General features: G+C 71.0%; 17 protein-coding genes. 7 read left to right on the top strand and 10 right to left on the bottom strand.

Going from position 1 to position 17,284, the window contains the following annotated elements; all coding sequences use genetic code 11:
• Positions 1-209 precede the first annotated feature (209 nt).
• Together rho and HLK59_RS05175 are read right to left on the bottom strand one after the other, a co-directional pair.
• A complete protein-coding gene (rho, locus tag HLK59_RS05180; protein ID WP_171140023.1) occupies positions 210-1,352 on the bottom strand; it encodes a transcription termination factor Rho in 1,143 nt (380 codons plus the stop codon).
• Between the two features lie 242 nt (positions 1,353-1,594).
• The gene (locus HLK59_RS05175) at positions 1,595-2,422 is read right to left on the bottom strand and encodes a class I SAM-dependent methyltransferase (protein ID WP_171140022.1); all 828 of its coding nucleotides are present in this window, start codon (positions 2,420-2,422) and stop codon (positions 1,595-1,597) included.
• A 158-nt stretch (positions 2,423-2,580) separates the two neighbouring features.
• Here HLK59_RS05175 and HLK59_RS05170 point away from each other — a divergent pair, with 158 nt between their 5' ends.
• Genes HLK59_RS05170 through HLK59_RS05160 form a run of 3 tightly spaced genes read left to right on the top strand, consistent with a single transcriptional unit; the run spans position 2,581 to position 5,288 of the window.
• The gene (locus HLK59_RS05170) at positions 2,581-3,351 is read left to right on the top strand and encodes an SDR family NAD(P)-dependent oxidoreductase (RefSeq protein WP_171140021.1); all 771 of its coding nucleotides are present in this window, start codon (positions 2,581-2,583) and stop codon (positions 3,349-3,351) included.
• A 6-nt stretch (positions 3,352-3,357) separates the two neighbouring features.
• Positions 3,358-3,774: a VOC family protein gene (locus HLK59_RS05165; protein ID WP_171140020.1), complete on the top strand. Its 417-nt coding sequence runs from the start codon at positions 3,358-3,360 to the stop codon at positions 3,772-3,774.
• Entirely contained in the window at positions 3,771-5,288 is a 1,518-nt protein-coding gene (locus HLK59_RS05160) for an MFS transporter (RefSeq protein ID WP_171140019.1), read from the top strand. Before HLK59_RS05165 ends, HLK59_RS05160 begins: the two co-directional genes overlap by 4 nt.
• 73 nt (positions 5,289-5,361) lie before the next feature.
• Here HLK59_RS05160 and HLK59_RS05155 read toward each other — a convergent pair whose 3' ends face one another.
• From HLK59_RS05155 to HLK59_RS05120, 8 genes are all read right to left on the bottom strand, one after another.
• Entirely contained in the window at positions 5,362-6,129 is a 768-nt protein-coding gene (locus HLK59_RS05155) for an SDR family oxidoreductase (protein WP_171140018.1), read from the bottom strand.
• Between the two features lie 38 nt (positions 6,130-6,167).
• Positions 6,168-7,136: a LysR family transcriptional regulator gene (locus tag HLK59_RS05150; RefSeq protein WP_171140017.1), complete on the bottom strand. Its 969-nt coding sequence runs from the start codon at positions 7,134-7,136 to the stop codon at positions 6,168-6,170.
• Positions 7,137-7,270: 134 nt separating this feature from the next.
• Positions 7,271-8,221 carry a fumarylacetoacetate hydrolase family protein gene (locus HLK59_RS05145; protein WP_171140016.1) on the bottom strand — a complete coding sequence of 317 codons (951 nt, stop codon included), beginning with the start codon at positions 8,219-8,221 and terminating at the stop codon, positions 7,271-7,273.
• 3 nt (positions 8,222-8,224) lie between these two features.
• On the bottom strand, positions 8,225-9,583 hold the full coding sequence (locus HLK59_RS05140) for an FAD-binding oxidoreductase (RefSeq protein ID WP_346779652.1): 1,359 nt from the start codon (positions 9,581-9,583) through the stop codon (positions 8,225-8,227).
• 8 nt (positions 9,584-9,591) lie between these two features.
• Positions 9,592-10,572, bottom strand: coding sequence for a cyclase family protein (locus HLK59_RS05135; RefSeq protein WP_171140014.1), 981 nt, complete (start codon positions 10,570-10,572; stop codon positions 9,592-9,594).
• Entirely contained in the window at positions 10,569-11,573 is a 1,005-nt protein-coding gene (locus HLK59_RS05130) for an amidohydrolase family protein (RefSeq protein WP_171140013.1), read from the bottom strand. The genes HLK59_RS05135 and HLK59_RS05130 overlap by 4 nt, the downstream gene beginning before the upstream one ends.
• Entirely contained in the window at positions 11,570-12,694 is a 1,125-nt protein-coding gene (locus tag HLK59_RS05125) for an FAD-dependent monooxygenase (RefSeq protein WP_171140012.1), read from the bottom strand. Before HLK59_RS05125 ends, HLK59_RS05130 begins: the two co-directional genes overlap by 4 nt.
• Before the next feature lie 33 nt (positions 12,695-12,727).
• A complete protein-coding gene (locus HLK59_RS05120; RefSeq protein WP_171140011.1) occupies positions 12,728-13,024 on the bottom strand; it encodes an antibiotic biosynthesis monooxygenase in 297 nt (98 codons plus the stop codon).
• A 231-nt stretch (positions 13,025-13,255) separates the two neighbouring features.
• Here HLK59_RS05120 and HLK59_RS05115 point away from each other — a divergent pair, with 231 nt between their 5' ends.
• From HLK59_RS05115 to HLK59_RS05100, 4 genes are read left to right on the top strand one after another with little or no spacing between them, the layout of a single operon-like run.
• Complete coding sequence (locus HLK59_RS05115; RefSeq protein ID WP_171140010.1) at positions 13,256-14,212, top strand: fumarylacetoacetate hydrolase family protein; 957 nt, start codon at positions 13,256-13,258, stop codon at positions 14,210-14,212.
• Positions 14,209-15,144 (top strand): VOC family protein, encoded by a 936-nt coding sequence (locus tag HLK59_RS05110; protein WP_171140009.1) that lies wholly within the window; start codon positions 14,209-14,211, stop codon positions 15,142-15,144. The genes HLK59_RS05115 and HLK59_RS05110 overlap by 4 nt, the downstream gene beginning before the upstream one ends.
• Before the next feature lie 23 nt (positions 15,145-15,167).
• Complete coding sequence (gene hisD / locus HLK59_RS05105; protein WP_171140008.1) at positions 15,168-16,469, top strand: histidinol dehydrogenase; 1,302 nt, start codon at positions 15,168-15,170, stop codon at positions 16,467-16,469.
• Positions 16,466-17,236 carry an SDR family NAD(P)-dependent oxidoreductase gene (locus HLK59_RS05100; RefSeq protein WP_171140007.1) on the top strand — a complete coding sequence of 257 codons (771 nt, stop codon included), beginning with the start codon at positions 16,466-16,468 and terminating at the stop codon, positions 17,234-17,236. The genes hisD and HLK59_RS05100 overlap by 4 nt, the downstream gene beginning before the upstream one ends.
• The last annotated feature ends 48 nt before the right edge of the window (positions 17,237-17,284 follow it).

Below are 17,284 nucleotides of genomic sequence, written 5' to 3'. Positions count from 1 at the left end.
GAGTGAGAGGAGGCGGAGCCTGGACCACCTGGATCGTGTTCCCGTCGCCGGTCACGACCGTTTCGGCGCTGCCTCCGACGGCGACTGATCCGTCTCCGCTCGCCCGGACCATGTCTCCCCCTGCTGACCTGCGGCGCACCACTGGGCCAACAAGCTAGCGTCCGCCTCTCGACTCCGCACGCCTTTCGGGCGATTCGGGCAGAGGAACGTCAACTCGCCGGCAGCATCGGCTGGATGCGGCGCAGGAACGTCGTGTTGTCCGGGGTCTCGCGCATCCGCTCCAGGAGGGTTTCCAGGCTGGGCTGGCCGTCGCGGGTCTGGAGGGCCCGGCGCAGGCCGCGTACGGCGGTCAACTCGGCCGGGGGCAGGAGGAGTTCCTCGCGGCGGGTGCCGGAGGGGTTGATGGCGACGGCCGGGAAGACACGGCGGGAGGCGAGTTCGCGGTCGAGGCGGAGCTCCATGTTGCCGGTGCTCTTGAGCTCCTCGAAGAAGAAGTCGTCGGCACGGGAGCCGGTCTCCACCAGGGCGGTGGCGAGGATGGTGAGCGAGCCGCCCTCCTCGGCCGTCCGGGCGGCGCCGAAGAACCGCTTGGGGCCGATGAGCGCGGTCGCGTCCACGCCGCCGCTGAGGGTGCGGCCACCGGCGGCGGCCGCGTTGTTGTGGGCCCGGCACAGCCGGGTCAGGGAGTCCAGCAGGATCACGACGTCCTCGCCGGCCTCGACGAGCCGCTTGGCCCGCTCGATGACGAGGTCCGCGAGCGCGATGTGCTGCTTGGGCGTGCGGTCGAACGTGGAGGCGTACACCTCGCCGCGCACGGAGCGCCGCATGTCGGTGACCTCCTCGGGGCGCTCGTCGAGCAGTACGACCATCAGCCGGCACTCGGGGTGGTTGCCGGCGACGGCCGCCGCGATCTGCTGGAGGAGGACCGTCTTGCCGGTCTTGGGCGGGGCGACGATCAGACCGCGCTGCCCCTTGCCCACGGGGGCGATGAGGTCGGTGACCCGGCCGGTGAGACCGGACGCCGGGTGTTCGAGGCGGATGCGCTCGCGGGGGTGCAACGGTGTCAGGTCACGGAAGTGGCGGCGGCCGCGCAGCTCGTCGGGGGTGCGGCCGTTGACCCGGGCGACCTCGGTGAGGGCGCGCTGGGTGCCGCGTACGCCGTCGACGAGGTCGCCCTTGCGCAGACCGTGCTTGCGGATCAGCGCGGGGGAGACCTGGAGGTCGGACGGCAGGGGCAGCATGCTCTCGGCGCGCAGGTGGCCCTTGCCGTTCGCGTCGATGTCGAGGACGCCGGTGGCGGCGCGGACCGGGAGCTGCTGCTGGACAGGAGGGTGTTCGAGTGTGGTGGTCATGGTGGTCGGTCCTTTCGAGGACACAAGGCATGGGACATGCGGAAGGAAGGGGAGGGCCGCGACGTTCGGGAAGGCGACAGAAGGCCTTCGAGCGGCGGGAGACAGCACCTCGGACACGGGGTGGATCGCTGACCGCGAGGTGATGAGAGAGCCGGTACGACGACCGGCGAACTGAGAGTGGAACGGCACCGGCGCCCAGGACCGGGCGTACACAGGTGCTAACGGGACGATACCACGGTGGTTCAGCGTGTGGCGAGGAGCCCGTAGAGAAGCGGGATCCGCGGCTCGGGCAGACGCCACCAGCCGGACGGTGTGCGGACCATCTGCGGCCAGCGCGGCCAGGGGAGCTCGTCGCTCTCCCGGAGCCGCCGAATGGCCAGTCCCGCCCCGGTCAACGCATTGACGACCTCGTCTATTCCGTGCATCCACTCATAGCTGTCGGTGGCGTCCGCCACGGTCGGCCCGTCGGTGTACGTGTGGGTCGCGTCACGGTGCACGGCCTCGCCCCCGCCCAGGTAGTCGTGCCGGAGCAGCAGCTCGGGCCCCTCACCCGGGGCGGGCTTCGGGCCCAGCGCGTTGAGCAGCGGATGGAACTCGACGATGTACAACCGCCCGCCCGGCCGCAGCAGTTGGGCGACGACACCCGCCCACCGCGCCAGGTCGGGCAGATAGCACAGGGCGCCCTTCCCGGTGTAGACGACGTCGAACCGCCGCCCGCCGAGCGCCTCGACGGCGTCGTACACGTCGGCCTGTACGTACGCGACGTCCAGCCCCGCCTTCGCCGCGATGTCCCGCGCGGCCGCCACCGACGCCGCGGAGAAGTCCAGACCCGTCGCCCGGGCCCCACGCAGGGCGAAGGCGAGCGTCTCGGTGCCGAGGTGGCACTGGAGGTGGAGCACATCGCGGCCGCCCAGCTCACCGAGGTCCTCCCACTCGAAGCCGGCGAACCAGCGGGCCGGATCGAGGTCCTGGTCGAGTCCGTAGAAGCGGCTGGCGAGGTGGACGGGGGTACGGGCGTCCCAGTTCGCCTGGTTGGCCCGCATGAACCGCGCGTGCTCGTCGGTGGTCATGAGGCCATCCAACCGGAAGAGCCCGCACCCTGAGCCGTATACCAGCCATACGAACCCCCGATGGCGGTTCGCTGACCGAATTCTTGTTCCGGTCAAATCCCCTCCCTACGCTGCCACCACCGCACTCCGGCGGGACGGAACAAGGGACATGGACAATCATGGGTCGACTGGCCGGGAAAATCGCCTTCATCAGTGGGACGGGAGCCGGAATTGGCCGCGCCGCCGCTCAGGTATTCGCGGCCGAGGGCGCCCTTGTATTCGGCTGTGACATCGATGAGGACAGCGCGGCCGAAACCGTGGAACTCGTCGAGAAGGCCGGCGGAGTCATGCGCTCCCTCGCCCCCGTCGATCTCTCCACCGAGGGCGGCGCACGGGAGTGGATCGACGCCGGCATCGAGGCCTTCGGCGGGATCGACATCCTCTACAACAACGCCTCGGCGCTGCGGAACGGGCCGTTCGAGACCATGCCTGCCGAGGACTGGTACTTCACCATCAGGAACGAGCTCGACATCCCCTACTTCTGCACCCAGGCCGCCTGGCCGCACCTGATCGCCCGCGGCGGCGGCGCCGTCCTCAACGTCGCCTCCGTGGCCGCCGTACGCGGCGCCCCCTTCATGCCGATGGTGCCGCACGGCGCCGCCAAGGGCGGGGTGCTGGCGATGAGCAAGCACCTGTGCGCCGCCGGCGCCCCGCACCGCATCCGGGTCAACACCATCGCCCCCGGCATGACACGGACCTCCGCCACCGCGCCCTTCCTCGACGATCCCGACGGTCCCCGGGCGCAGCTGGAGGCGCGGATCCCCGTCGGACGCGTCGGCGAACCCGAGGACATCGCGCGTGCCGCGGCCTTCCTGTGCTCGGAGGAGGCGGCGTTCGTCAATGGCGCCAACCTCATGGTCGACGGTGGCGACAGCGCGATGGCGGGCTGAGCGCCGGTGACCACACGACTCGACCACGTGGGCGTGAACGTACGGGACCTGGAAGCCCAGACTGCCTGGTACAAGGGCGCGTTCGGGCTGAAGACCGTCTTCGAGTTCCACCTCGACGGACTTGGACTCACCGGCATCGTCCTGGAGCATCCGCACGGCTGGCGCATCGAACTGCTCGCGCGGGCCGGCTCCACACCGGGCCTGCGGGCCCCCGACCCGCTGACCGCGGCCCTCACCGAGGGATACGGCCACTTCGCGGTCACCACCCCTGAACTCGACCCCGTCCACGCGGCCCTGGTGGCCCATGGAGCGGGCGAGGCCCTCGCACCGGGACCGTCCCCCGAGCCCGGTGTGCGCATGGCCTGGGTCACCGACCCCGAGGGAAATCTCATCGAACTCATAGAGCGACGGAGTACGGAATGACAAGCGTGCTGAAAAGACTCGACAGGGGAACACTCATAGCCTGCTGTCTGGCCGTAGCCGCCGCACAGCTGTGTATCACCGTGCCCTCTCCCATCAACGGGGAAATACAGGCCGCATTCGGGGCCTCCGGTTCCCAAGTAGCCTGGGTGACTTCCGCCTTCATTCTCCCCACCGCCATTCTTGAGCTGAATTTCGGTGTGCTGGGCGACCTCTTCGGCCGCAAACGGCTCCTGGTGCTCGGCGGGTTCGTCCTCGCCCTCGGTGAACTCATCAACGCGCTCTCCCAGAACATCGAGATGCTGTGGATCGGCCAGGCCCTGGCCGGCATCGGCGCCGCCGCGCTCTTCCCCAGCTCCCTGGCCGTCATCGCGGCCGCCACGCCGCAGGAGAAGGACCGGGCGAAGGCCGTGTCCACCTGGGCGCTGAGCATCTCCCTCGCCTCGGCGCTCGGCCCGCTGTCCTCCGGCGTACTGGCCACCGTCGCCGACTTCCGCTGGGCGTTCGTGCCGCCGGTGATCCTCGGTCTCGTCGTCGGCTTCTCCAGCATGGTCCTGGTCACCGACTCCAAGGCGCCCGAGGGCCGCACCCTGGACTGGCCCGGCCAGATCACCATCGCCGTCGGTCTGACCGCCCTGCTCTGGGGCATCATCGAGGGCGGTGAGCGCGGCTGGAGCAGCCCGTCGATCGTCGGCACCCTGTCGCTCGCCGCGGTCGCCCTGGTCGCCTTCGTCGTCGCGGAGAAGCGCTCCGCCTCACCGATGTTCAACCTCGACCTGCTGCGGATCCCGTCGTTCGCCGCGGCGGCCGTGGTCGCGCTGGCCGGCATGTTCGGCTTCATCGGCACCGCGTACTGCGTCTCCATCCGGCTCGGCGCCGTCATGCACCTCAGCGCCCTCAAGGCGGGCATGCCGTTCGTGATCCTCCAGCTGATCCCGCTCCTGCTGGCGCCCGTGCTGAGCAGGATGCTGACCCGTGTGGAGCCGCGCTGGCTGCTGGTCGGCGGTCTGCTGCCGATGGCCGCCGGCCAGTTCTGGATCGCCGCCCTGCCCATCACCACCACGTCGCTGGCCGCCTTCCTCGGCCCGGTGCTGCTGCTGGGCGTCGGCTTCATCTGCGTGGTGTCCTCGCTGACCTCGGCCGCCGTCAACGCCGTACCGATCAACATGACCGGCATGGCCTCGGGCGCGACCAGCCTGGTCCGCGAGTTCGGACAGGGCCTCGGACCGGCCGTGATCAGCACGGTGGCGATGAGCCTCGCCTCCTCCGCCCTGGTCGGCAAGCTCAGCGGTGCGGACGCCGGCATGGAGGCGGCCGCCGGTCCCCTCGCCGTCGTCAACGCGGGCAGCGACAGTGCCCGGGCCGCCGCCCAGGACGCCCTCGCCCACGGCATGGCCGTCGGTGTGGTCATCTGCGGCTGCGCCTCCCTGCTCGGCGCGGTGATCACCCTGCTGCTCGTCCGCAAGAACACCGCCCGCTCGACGGCCGAGGTGGCGGTGGAGCCGGCGACCGCCTGACCCACGACACGGTGAAAAGGCCGGGGCCCGAAAGGGTCCCGGCCTTCGTCGCTCCCACAGCACCGCATACGGCCTACGCGTCCAGCGCGTTCGTGATCGCCTTCACCCCGCCGTGCGCCGCGTACCCGCCGTCGACGGTGATCTCCGCGCCGTTGACGTACGACGACTCCTCGGACAGCAGGTAGACCACCAGGGGCGCCACCTCGTCGACGGTGCCCGCGCGGCCCTGGGGGGTCATGGCGAGGTGTGCCTGGACGAACACCGGGTTGGCCGACGCCATCAGGGGCGTCTCGATGTACCCGGGGTGGATCACGTTCGTACGGATGCCCCGCGGGGCCAGCTCCAGCGCGGCCACCTTGGACAGGCCGCGCAGGGCCCACTTGCTGGCCGTGTAGGCGACCGCGTGATGGGCGGTGAGGCCCGCGACCGAGCCCACGTTGACGATGGCGGCCCCGTGCGGCATCAGCGGCACGAGCGCCTGGATGCCGAGCAGCGCGCCGGTCGTGTTGACCGCGAACGCCCGCTCCCAGTCCTCCAGCCGCACCTCGCCGAGGCGGGCCCGCATCGGGATGCCCGCGTTGTTCACCAGGCCGTGCACGACGTCCAGTTCGGCGGCGAGAGCGGTCCAGCCGTCCGGCGAGGACACATCCAGATGCCGGTAGCGCACGTCCAGCCCGTCGGCGCGCAGGGACGCCGCCAGCTTCTCGCCCGGCTCGTCCAGGACATCGGTCGCGATCACCGCCGCGCCCTCGCGGGCGGCCGCGGTGACCTCCGCGGCTCCCTGGCCCTGCGCGGCTCCGGTGACGACGACGGTACGGCCCGCCAGACGCGTACGGCTCACGGCTCCTCCACTCGGTACGGGGATGTCTCCCGTCCACGCTAGGAAGCCGCGCTCAGCTCCGGAAACGCGTGTTCGCCATGGCTGTCATCCGCGGCGGCGATCTCCTGCCCGAGGGACGCGCCGACCTTGCGCACGGTCTCCCGCAGCCACCGGTGGGCGGGATCGGCGTGCCGGTTGTGGTGCCAGTACATGGCCTCCACCAGCGGCACGTCCGGGAAAGGAGCTTCCACGACGGCGCAGCGCGCGAAACCCTCGTAGCGGCGGGCCAGGCGCTCGGGCACCAGGGCCACCAGATCGGTACCGCCGACCAGGAACGGCAGCACATTGAAGCCGGGCGTGCTGACCTGCACCTTCGGGGTGATACCGAGGGTCTCCAGCTGGCGGTCGGCGGGCGTGAGCTTGCCGATGGCGCAGGCGGCGTGGGGCATCTCCGCGAGGTCGCGCAAGGAGAGCCGTCCGTCCACCAGACGCGGGTTGTCCGGGTCGACCAGACACACGAACCGGTCGTGCATCACGGTCTCGCTGACCCCGGGCAGCTGATAGCCGAGCGGCACGATCATCAGATCGTGGCAGCGCAGATGCGTCTCCGTCTCCAGCTGGCCCATCACGATGGGGTGGAAGTCGATCCGCACCCCCGGCGCCTCCTGGGCGATGGCCCGCAGCAGCGGCTCGACGAACACCGTCATCACGTAGTCGGACATCACCACGGAGAACCGCTGCCGACTGCGCCCCGGGTCGAAGTGCCTGGTCAGCGACAGCGCCTCCTCCGCCTTGTGGAGGGAGGCCTGGACGACGGGCAGCAGCCGTTCGGCGAGCGGGGTGAGCTCGTACTCGCGGCCCACCCGGATCAGCAGCTCGTCGTTGAAGTGCCGGCGCAGCCGGGCCAGTGAGCCGCTCATCGCGGACTGGCTGGTGGACAGGCGCACGCCGGCGTGCGTGACGTTCTTCTCCTCCAGGAGGGCTTCCAGTGCCACCAGAAGATTGAGATCGATCGCTCCGAGACCCACGGGTGTTTCCTTCCGGCCGCGTCTTTGAAGCCCGGTGAAGGGGAGAGTAACTACCGCTCCCCGGCCGAGGAAGGGGCCGGGCAGGAACTCACAGGGATCCGATAACAGTCATCCGAGCGGGCAATACGCGCAGGTCAGGGGCGAGGCGTCCGGCCGCGCTTCCGGGCCCGCGGCAGATAGGCGTCCGTCCGCCCCGGCACGACACGGTTGCTGAGGGTGCCCAGCCGCTCCACGCTCAGTGTCACCTCGTCGCCGGGCTTCAGCGGCGGCGGTGTCCGCTCCCCGAGCCGCCCCCAGAACTCCGCCAGCGCACCCCAGCCGCAGGTGCCCGAGCCGAGGACGTCCCCGGGCCGCACCCAGGCGTCCCGGGAGGCGTAGGCCACCATCTCCTCGAACGTCCAGGACATGTTGGCGAGGGTGTCCCGCCCGATCAGCTCCCCGTTGAGGGTGGCCGTCATCTCCAGGTCGAGGAAGCCTTCCGGGTCCCGCCGGTCCGCGACCTCGTCCGCGGTGACCAGGTACGGGCCGAGGGTGTTGGCGAAGTCCTTGCCCTTGGAGAAGCCGAGCCCGAGGTTCTTCTCCGGCTTCTGGAGATCCCGCGCCGACCAGTCGTTGAAGACGAGGTAGCCGACGATGTGCTCCCGGGCCCGCTCCGGCGTGAGATCACGGCCGCTGCGGCCGATCACCGCCCCGACCTCCAGCTCGAAGTCGAGCACCGCGCAACCCGCCGGGATCGGTACGTCGTCATGGGCGCCGTAGGCGGCGTGCGGGTTGGTGAAGTAGAAGTTGGGCGCCCGGTACCACTCCTCGGGCACGTGCTCCAGTCCGTCCAGCGACTTCGACACCCCCTCGATGTGCGCCTCGAACCCGACGAAGTCCCGGACGGACGGCGGCTCGATCGGCGGCAGCAGCCGCACCTGATCCACCGTCAACTCGCTCGCCCGGTCGAGGGCTTCCGCGCCCACGGTGTGCAGGGCCTCCTCCCGCACGAGCTCCAGCACGCTCACCGGCAGCGGATGCACGATGCCGTCCCGCACCACACCGGCGCGCTTCACACCCTCGAACTCGTATGTCGCGAAACGCATCGCTCACTGCTCCCAGTGGTTGGTGTTGGTGACGGCCCCCGTGCTCAGGCAGCCCGCGAAGAGCCCCTTCGGGTCACGAGCGGCCCGGATCTCCTGGAGCCGGAGCCACTGCTCGTCGCCCATGAACCTCAACTGCCGCACCGTGAAGTCGGAGTCCCCGAGGTACTGGCCCGCGGTCACCGGCCGCATGGCCGCCATCGCCCCGTCCAGCCAGTCGCGCAGCTCGGCGTCGCGCTCCGGCTCGTCGTGGACGACGTACGTGGCGCAGTAGATCTCCGACTGCAACGAGAAGGCCATGTCGGGGAGTTCACGCAGCGGGGCCATGGAGAACCAGATCGTGAAGGTCTGCCGGGTGGGGTGCTGCGTGAACGCCTCGCGGATCGCCGGGACGACCTGGTCGGCGGGCCCGGTCAGCCAGGCGTTGTCGACGAGATAGCGGTGGCCCTCCGGGTTGGCGGCCCGCTGGTTGTCCAACTGTGCTGCCAGGGTGGTGGGTTGCGCCTCGATACGGAAGATCGCCCGGTCCGCGTAGGGGTTGGCGTGCAGCGGGGCGAGCGCCTCGGCGGCCTGCTCCGGGGTGTCCGTCATCGACACGCCCGTGACCAGGAGCACCGGTTCGTCGAGGTCGGGCGGTGTCTGGGTGAGCGCGACGATCTCCACGAGCTCCGAGACCGTGTGGTGCATGCCGTGCAGCCACGTCATGACCTCGTCGAAGAGGTCGAGCGGGTAGGCGTGCACGGTGTGGCCCAGGTGCCCGGGCAGGGGCCGGGTGCGCAGATGGAAGCGGGTGACCACACCGAAGAAGCCCGGGCCCGCGCCCCGCGCCGCCCAGAACAGGTCGCTGTTGCGGGTCTCGTCCGCGCGCACCAGTTCACCCTCGGCGGTGACGACGTCGATCGCCACGATGTTCTCCGCCGCCCAGCCCCAGCCGCGCGCGTTCCAGCCCTGCCCGCCCTGGAGGAGGAACCCGCCGATACCGACGGAGGGACAGTGCCCGCCGTTGAAGAAGCGCCCGAACTCCCCGAGATACGGGTTGAGTTCGTCGCCGCCCTTGACGCTGGGCGTCGCCGTCACGACCTCCGTCGTCGCGTCGTAGGCCATCTCGCGGAAGCCCCCGAGGTCGATCAGCAGCGCGTCCCGCCGCACCGACCAGGCGGCCCAGCTGTGCCCGCCGGAGCGGACGGCGACCTGCCAGCCGCGTTCCAGGGCGAGGCGTACGCCCTCGACGACGTCCTGCTCGCACACGGCCTCCAGCACGGCGGCGGGCGTACGGTCCGAGGGGCGGCGGGCGTTGAAGATCCGGCCGAAGCAGGCCTCCTCGAAGCCGGGGTCGCCGGGGTGGTGGAGTGTGCCGGTGAACACGGGGGTCCTCACTTCACGGCGATCGGGTTGACGGGTGCGCCCACCGCTCCGGTGACCGGGAGTGGGGCCGCGACCAGCAGGAACTCGTAGACGCCGTCGGCGGCGCAGTCCTCGGCCAGCGTCTCCAGGTCCCACATCTCGCCCAGGGGGAGGCCCATGTTGGGGATGGCGATCTGGTGCAGCGGGGACATCGCCGGCCCGTCGAACTCGTACGGGCGGACCTCCAGGCCCCAGGTGTCCGTGGCGATCGCGGCGATCTCGGTGCGGTGCAGCCAGCCGAGGGTGGTGAAGGAGAGACCGGGCGCGTCACCGGCGGCGTAACCGCCCCACTCGCCGAGCCGCCGGACACGGCCGAGCTGGCCGGTCCTGACCAGCACCAGATCACCGCGCCGGACGGTCGACGTCGCGCCCTGCGCCTCGATCGTGGCGCGCAGGTGCTCCTCCAGGACGGCGAACCCGTCGGGGAGTTCCCCGTTCTCGTCGCCCACGGCCCGCCCCACGTCGAGCAGGACCCCGCGGCCCGTGAAGGCGTCGGCCATGTGCTCGATACCCGTCACCGAGTCACCGTCGCCGTTGACGATGGTGCACGAACGACCGTTCCAGGCCTGCTTGTTGTCGAAGATGTGGCCGAGGCCGTCCCACTGCGTGGAGGCCTGCAACGGCATCACGACATGGTCGTCCGCGCCACCGAAGCCGTGCGGGAAACCCTGGGTGCCCGCGGCCGCGTCCGAGCCGGTGTCCTTCATGTAGTGCACGGGGTTGATACGGCCGCGGAAACCGCGCTGCGGTCCCGACTCGTTGAACTCCAGGGCGAGCGAGAAGGACCGCCCCCGCCGGACCAGCCCCGCCGCGTGGGCGCGGATCGCGTCGTCGAGGTAGTTGAGCGTGCCGAGCACGTCGTCCTCGCCCCAGCGGCCCCAGTTCCGGTAGGCGGCACGGGCCTTGGCCAGTTCTTCCTCGATCGGACCGAGGTGGGTGCGGGGGGTCATCGGGTACGTCCTTTCAGCAGCAGATCGAGGGCGTTGCCCCCGGCGACGGCGGCACGGTCGGCCGGGTCGAGCCCGGCGGCGTCCAGCCGGGCCACGGGGTCCTCGACGCCCATGTCGAAGGGGTGGTCGGTGCCGAGGACGACCCGGTCAGCGCCCACCTCCTCGACCAGGTGGCGCAGGGCGCGCGGGGTGTACACCAGCGAGTCGAACCACATGCGCCGCAGATACGCGCTCGGCGGTTCGGCACAGCCGCGCGCGTCCTGGCGTACCCGCCACGCGTGGTCGGAGCGCCCGATGTACGTCGGCAGATAGCCGCCACCGTGCGCGGCCACCAGCTTCAGCCGGGGGAAACGGTCCAGGACGCCCGAGAAGACGAGATGGGACAGGGCGATCGTCGTCTCGACCGGCTGGCCCACCGTGTTGCCCAGGTAGTGGGACGCGAGCCGCTCGCCGAGCGAGCAGCCCCACGGGTGCACGAAGACGACCGCGCCGAGTTCCTCGGCCTTGTGCCAGACGGCGTCGTGCGCGGGATCGGCGAGTTCGCGGCCGTCGACGGTGGTGGAGACGCTGACGCCGTACAGGCCGTGCTCGGTGACCGCCCTGTCCAGCAGGGCCACCGCGAGATCGGGATGCTGGAGGGGGACCGTGCCGAGCCCGTACAGCCGGTCGGGGGCCTCGGCGCAGTGCGCGGCCACGGCCTCGTTGACCGTGCGGGCGAGACGCAGGGCGAGGTCGGGGTCGGCCCAGTAGTGGTGCATGGGCATCGGGCCGACGACCTGGATGTCCACGCCCATCGCGTCGAGGTCGGCCAGCCGCTCCCGGACACTCGTCAACCTCGGTGCCAGCCGCTGGAGTTGGGCCCGGTTCACGGCGAGCGACGCGGGGGAGTGGGCGCGCTGTTCGGCGGCGAGCTCCGCGACCAGGCCGGGGGTTCCTGCGACGAGCTCGTCGGCGGCCGGGACGGCCAGATGGCCGTGGAAGTCGACGACCGGGGTGCTCATGCGGCCGCCGTGAGCGACTGGAGCGTCTCCGACATGATCCGCGCCGGGTCGGCACCCGGGGTGCCCGGATGGATCTCCCACTCGGCCAGCCGGAGCGAGTTCTCCAGCACCATCCGCACCCGCGGCAGCCGCCGGGACATGAAGTGCTCCAGGGCCTTCTCCACCGGCTCGTCCCCGGTGACGAGCTCCGCCAGCAGCACCGCGTCCTCCATGCACATGGCCGCGCCCTGGGCGATGAGCGGCGGACAGGCGTGGGCCGCGTCGCCGATGACCATGGTCCGGCCGCGATGCCAGGGCTCGTCGACGAGGACCGCCTCGATCCAGCGGTAGTCCACGGCCGTGTCGTCCGGCAGCGCGGCGACGATCCTGCCCCAGGTACCGCCGTACCCCGCCCCGCGCTCGCGCATCAGGGCCAGCGGCGCGCGCGGGCCGACGAGGGAGGCGTCGAGGTTCTCGTCCAGGAGATAGGCGTAGCACTGGTCGGGGGATATCGGGCTGTAGCCGGCCTTGAAGCGGGGTCCGCCGTAGTACACCTCGGCGCAGTCCATCTCGGCGGGGCGCTCCGCCACCACCCGGAAGATCGACATGCCGACGGGGCGGGGCCTCTCGGCGATGCCGATCAGCGAACGCATCCGGCTGTTGATGCCGTCGGCGCCCACCACCAGGTCGTAGCGGCCGGTGGAGCCGTCGGTGAAGGTGACGTCCACGTGGTCGGACGACTGATCCAGACGATCGATGGTGAGACCCAGACGTACGGACACCCCATGTGCGAAGACCGCGTCGCACAGCGCGCCCTGTAGGTCGGCGCGCAGCGCGCCGGCCGTCGACGGCAGGTCGGGGCCGCCGGTGTGCGGGGTGTCCAGCTGGACGATCAGCTCGCCGTCGGCGCGGCGCAGCCGCATGATGTCGAACGGCACCGCCCGCTCAAGGACCCGCTCCAGCACCCCCACCGAGCGCAGCGCCTTGAGCGCGTTGCCCTGGAGGGTGATGCCGTGGCCCACCCCGAACCACTGGGGGGAGATCTCGACGAGTTCGACATCGGCGCCGCGTTGGGCGAGCGCGAGCGACAGCACGCTTCCGGTGATGCCGCCGCCGACGACGAGCACCTTGTGTACGGGCATGGGGGATCCTTGCGAACGTAGGAAAGGGCGGGGTCAGCGCGGACTGACTTCGTGGTAGTGCTCGACGTCCGGCGGCGCCGCGAAGAACGGCCCGACCAGGGCACGCCACCGCTGGAACCGCTCGGACTCCCGGAAGCCCACCGTGTGGGCCTCGACGGACTCCCAGCCGACCAGCAGGAGGTACCCCTGGGGCCGTTCCTCGCAGCGCAGCAGCTGGGCCCACTGGAAGCCGTCGGCCTCGGCCAGCACCTGACGCGCTGTGCCGAAGGCCTCCTGGAACTCCTCTTCCCGGCCTCCCTCGACCGTCAGCCGGGCATGCTCGACGACCACGTTGATCTCCTCGGTTGGGGGTGCTCCGAGCCTGGTCGGAGGCGGTGGCGGGGTCAACGGATCGAGGCATCGACAAGGGGGACGTCATCCATCCCGTACGGCGATGGAGGCGCCGCCGGGCGCACCGGGGCCCGGCGATGGCAGGCATCGCGAATGGCCATTTCCGCCGGAGGCCCCGGCTCCCTAGCGTCGATGACGAGCCGCCCCCCCATCCCTACGAGGAGAGCGCCCGTGCCCGACCCCATCCCCACCCACGCCGGCCCCTTCGCGCTCGGCACGTTCCGCCACGACGCCGAGCCCTTTCCCGGACTGGTCGCCGGGACCCGGGTGCGCGACCTCTCCGACCAGGTGTCCTCCGTGCGCGCCCTGGTCGAGGCGTGGGACGACTGGCTGCCCCGTCTCGGCGCCCTGCGTGACGGCACCTGGCACGACCTCGCCGACCTGGAGGTCCTCGCCCCCGTCGAGCCGGGCCAGATCCTCCAGAGCGGCGCCAACTACCGCAAGCACGTGGTCGATCTGGTCGCCGCAGAAAAGGAGAGCGTGCACGGCGCGACGCCCGAGGAGGCCCGCGCGGACGCCGAGCAGATGATGGACGAGCGGACCCGGACCGGCGTCCCGTACGTCTTCCTCGGCTCCCCGCGTGCGATGTGCGGCCCCTACGACGACATCGTGCTGCCCGCACTCGGCGAGCAGCACGACTGGGAGCTCGAACTCGCCCTGGTCATAGGGAAGCCGGGCAGGGACATCCCGGCGGACGAGGCCATGTCATACGTCGCCGCCTACACGATCTGCAACGACCTCACCACCCGCGACCGGCTCTACCGCCCCGACCTCAAGGCCATCGGCACCGACTGGTTCACCGCCAAGAACGCCGACACCTTCCTGCCGACCGGCCCCTTCCTCGTCCCGGCCGCCTTCGCCGGCGACCCGAACGACCTGCGGATCACCCTGCGCCACAACGGAGTCGTCCGGCAGGACGAGTCGACCAAGGACATGATCTTCGACATCCCGCGGCTCATCGCGTACGTCTCCACGACCACCACCCTGCGCCCCGGAGACCTGCTGCTCACCGGCTCACCGGCCGGCAACGGCGCGCACTGGGGCGTCTTCCTGAAGCCGGGGGACGTCATCGAGGCGGAGATCACCGGCCTGGGCCACCAGCGCAACACCGTCAGGAGCCACCCATGAGCTTCCAGCCCGTCACCCATCTGCGCCATGTCGACCTGGCCGTACCGGACTTCGAGCGACAGCGCGCCTTCTTCGGCACCACCTGGGGTCTCACCGAGGTCGCGAACGACAGCGGCCTCGCCTTCTTCGCCGCCGAGGGCAGCCCCGAGCAGTACATCGTCCGCATCCGCAGGGAGGAGCGGAAGCGGATGGACCTGGTGGCCTTCGGGGCCGTGTCGCCCGCGGCGGTCGACGAACTGGCGGTGCGGCTCGGCCGGGCCGGAGTGCGACTCGTCCACGAGCCACGGGTCCTGGACACACCGGGCGGTGGATACGGGCTGCGCTTCTTCGACCCGGACGGCCGGGTCGTCGAGGTGTCGGCGGACGTCGCCACCCGCACCCACCGCAAGGTGGAGGAGCGCGAGGCCATCCCCGTACGGCTCTCGCACTGCGTGGTCAACTCCCAGGACCCGCAAGGGCTCAGGGACTTCTACATCGAACACCTCGGCTTCCGGCTCACCGACACCCTGTACTCCACGCACATGGGTGACCTCATGTACTTCCTTCGGTGCAGCCCCCTGCACCACTCCTTCGCCATCGCCCGTGGCCCCCATGTCTCCTTGCACCACGCCTCGTTCGAGATGCGGGGCGTCGAGGAGTACATGCGCGGCACCGGACGGGCGCTGCGCGCCGGGACCCGGCTGACCTGGGGACCGGGCCGGCATCTCGCGGGCGACAACACCTTCTCCTACTTCCACGACCCGCACGGCAACACCGTGGAGTACACGACCGAACTCGCCGTCCTCGAAGAGGACCTGTGGCATCCCGGGCGCCATGACGTCGACGATCCGATCACCCAGGACCAGTGGGGCACCGCCGACCCGATGAGCGAGTCGGTCGCCAAGGAGCAGTTCAACGACCCCGACGTGCTGTTCGTCGCGCCGCCCGTCTGACCCCCTTGAGAAAGGCCGCCGTTGTGGCAGAGATACTGAAGCACGCTGTCCCCAGGGCCGAGGTCGCCGCCTCCCTCGACCAGGTGCGGGAGACCGTGACCGGCGTCATCGCGGACATCCGTGAGCGCGGGGACGCGGCCGTGCGCGCGTACTCCGAGAAGTTCGACAACTGGAGCCCCGACTCCTTCCGGCTCTCCGACGAGGAGGTCGAGAGGATCGTCGCGTCGGTACCGCGACAGGTCATCGAGGACATCCGGTTCGTCCAGGACCAGGTGCGGAACTTCGCCCGCCGACAGCTGGACTCCCTGCAAGAGTTCGAGGTCGAGACGCTGCCGGGGGTGCGGCTGGGACAGAAGCACATCCCCGTGCAGGCCGCGGGCGCCTACATCCCCGGCGGCCGCTATCCGCTCACCGCCTCCGCCCACATGACCATCGTCACCGCCAAGGTCGCCGGTGTGCCCCGGGTCGTCGCCTGTACGCCGCCGATCCACGGCGAGATCCCGGCCGCCACCGTCGCCGCGATGCACCTGGCGGGCGCGGACGAGATCTGGCTGCTGGGGGGCGTCCAGGCGGTCGCCGCGATGGCCGTCGGGACGGACGCGATGCGGCCCGTGAACCTCATCGCCGGACCCGGCAACGCCTATGTCGCCGAGGCGAAGCGGCAGCTCTTCGGGGAGATCGGCATCGACCTGTTCGCCGGGCCCACCGAGATCCTCGTACTGGCCGACGAGCACGCCGACCCGTTCGTCTGCGCGGTCGACCTGCTCTCCCAGGCCGAGCACGGCCCCGACTCGCCGGCCGTGCTCATCACGACCTCCCGCGAGGTCGCGGAGCGCACGGTCGCCGAGGTCGAGCGGCTGCTGCCCGGCATGCCCACCCGGGACTTCGCCGAGCCCGCGTGGCGCGACCACGGGCAGGTGCATGTCGTGGACTCCCTGGACGAGCTGTACACGCTCGCCGACGAGTTCGCCTTCGAGCACGTGGAGGTGCTGACCGCGGACCCGCGTGAGGCGTTGGAGCGCATGACCCAGTACGGCGCCCTGTTCCTCGGCGAGGGCACCTGCGTCTCCTTCGGCGACAAGGTCATCGGCACCAACCACGTCCTGCCCACCCGGGGCGCCGCCCGCTACACCGGCGGCCTGTGGGTGGGGAAGTACCTCAAGACGGTCACCTACCAGGAGGTCACCGACACCGGGTCGCAGGCCCTGCTCGGCCGGCTGTGCGGGCGGGCCTCCCGCGTCGAGCTGTTCGAGGGGCACGCGCGCTCCGGCGACGTACGGGCCGCGAAGGCCGCCGGTGACGAGCTGCAGTGGAACGGCGCATGAGCCTGCGCGGGCGAACGGCCCTCGTCACGGGCGGGGGAGGGCCGCTGGGGCGGGCGTTCGCGCTGGCCCTGGCGGATTCCGGGGCCCGGGTCGTCCTGGTCGGGCGCAACGAGCAGGCCCTGGCGGACGCGGCGCTACGGGTGGTCAAGGAGGGCGGCGAGGCCCGTACGGCCGCCTGTGACGTCTCCGAACCGGAGTCCGTGCGGCGGCTGGCCGCCGAACTCGCCGACGAGGACGTGTCGTTGCTCGTCAACAACGCCGGCGTCGCCGGACCCGTCAAGCCGCTCACCGACATCGAACCGGACGAGTGGGACGACGTCTTCGCCGCCAATGTGCGCGGGGTCTACCTCATGTGCCGGGCCTTCCTGCCGCCGATGATCGCGGCCGGCCGGGGCGACGTCGTCAACGTGGCCTCGGTCAGCGGGAAACGGCCGCTGCTCCACCGCACCCCCTACACCGCCTCCAAGATGGCGCTGCTCGGCCTCACCCGCACCCTGGCCGGGGAGGTGGGGCCGAGCGGTGTCGCCGTCAACTCCCTGTCCCCGGGGCCGGTCAGGGGGCCACGGATGGACCGCAACTTCCGGCTCACGGCCGAACTCACCGGCTGCACCGTCGAGGAGGCCGAGCACGACTTCGCCTCCCGGGCAGCGCTGGGCAGGCTCGTGGAGGAGCACGAAGTGGCCCGGGCCCTGGTGGCGATGCTGGCCATGCCGGGGCTCTGCGGAGCGGACATCGACCTCTCGGCGGGCATGGTCGCGCCCGCATGACCGGTGTCTGTCACCACCCTGTGTGACCGCCATGAAGTGGGCCGTGCG

This window comes from Streptomyces sp. S3(2020) (assembly GCF_013044505.1).
Lineage (GTDB): Bacteria > Actinomycetota > Actinomycetes > Streptomycetales > Streptomycetaceae > Streptomyces.
This window is presented reverse-complemented; position numbering and strand designations above follow the sequence as displayed.

What these genes read in the sequence shown, in the direction of transcription:
- rho (WP_171140023.1), bottom strand. Translation starts at nt 1,352, where the DNA reads ATGACCACCACACTCGAACACCCTCCTGTCCAGCAGCAGCTCCCGGTC.
- HLK59_RS05175 (WP_171140022.1), bottom strand. Translation starts at nt 2,422, where the DNA reads ATGACCACCGACGAGCACGCGCGGTTCATGCGGGCCAACCAGGCGAAC.
- HLK59_RS05170 (WP_171140021.1), top strand. Translation starts at nt 2,581, where the DNA reads ATGGGTCGACTGGCCGGGAAAATCGCCTTCATCAGTGGGACGGGAGCC.
- HLK59_RS05160 (WP_171140019.1), top strand. Translation starts at nt 3,771, where the DNA reads ATGACAAGCGTGCTGAAAAGACTCGACAGGGGAACACTCATAGCCTGC.
- HLK59_RS05145 (WP_171140016.1), bottom strand. Translation starts at nt 8,221, where the DNA reads ATGCGTTTCGCGACATACGAGTTCGAGGGTGTGAAGCGCGCCGGTGTG.
- HLK59_RS05135 (WP_171140014.1), bottom strand. Translation starts at nt 10,572, where the DNA reads ATGACCCCCCGCACCCACCTCGGTCCGATCGAGGAAGAACTGGCCAAG.
- HLK59_RS05130 (WP_171140013.1), bottom strand. Translation starts at nt 11,573, where the DNA reads ATGAGCACCCCGGTCGTCGACTTCCACGGCCATCTGGCCGTCCCGGCC.
- HLK59_RS05125 (WP_171140012.1), bottom strand. Translation starts at nt 12,694, where the DNA reads ATGCCCGTACACAAGGTGCTCGTCGTCGGCGGCGGCATCACCGGAAGC.
- HLK59_RS05110 (WP_171140009.1), top strand. Translation starts at nt 14,209, where the DNA reads ATGAGCTTCCAGCCCGTCACCCATCTGCGCCATGTCGACCTGGCCGTA.
- HLK59_RS05100 (WP_171140007.1), top strand. Translation starts at nt 16,466, where the DNA reads ATGAGCCTGCGCGGGCGAACGGCCCTCGTCACGGGCGGGGGAGGGCCG.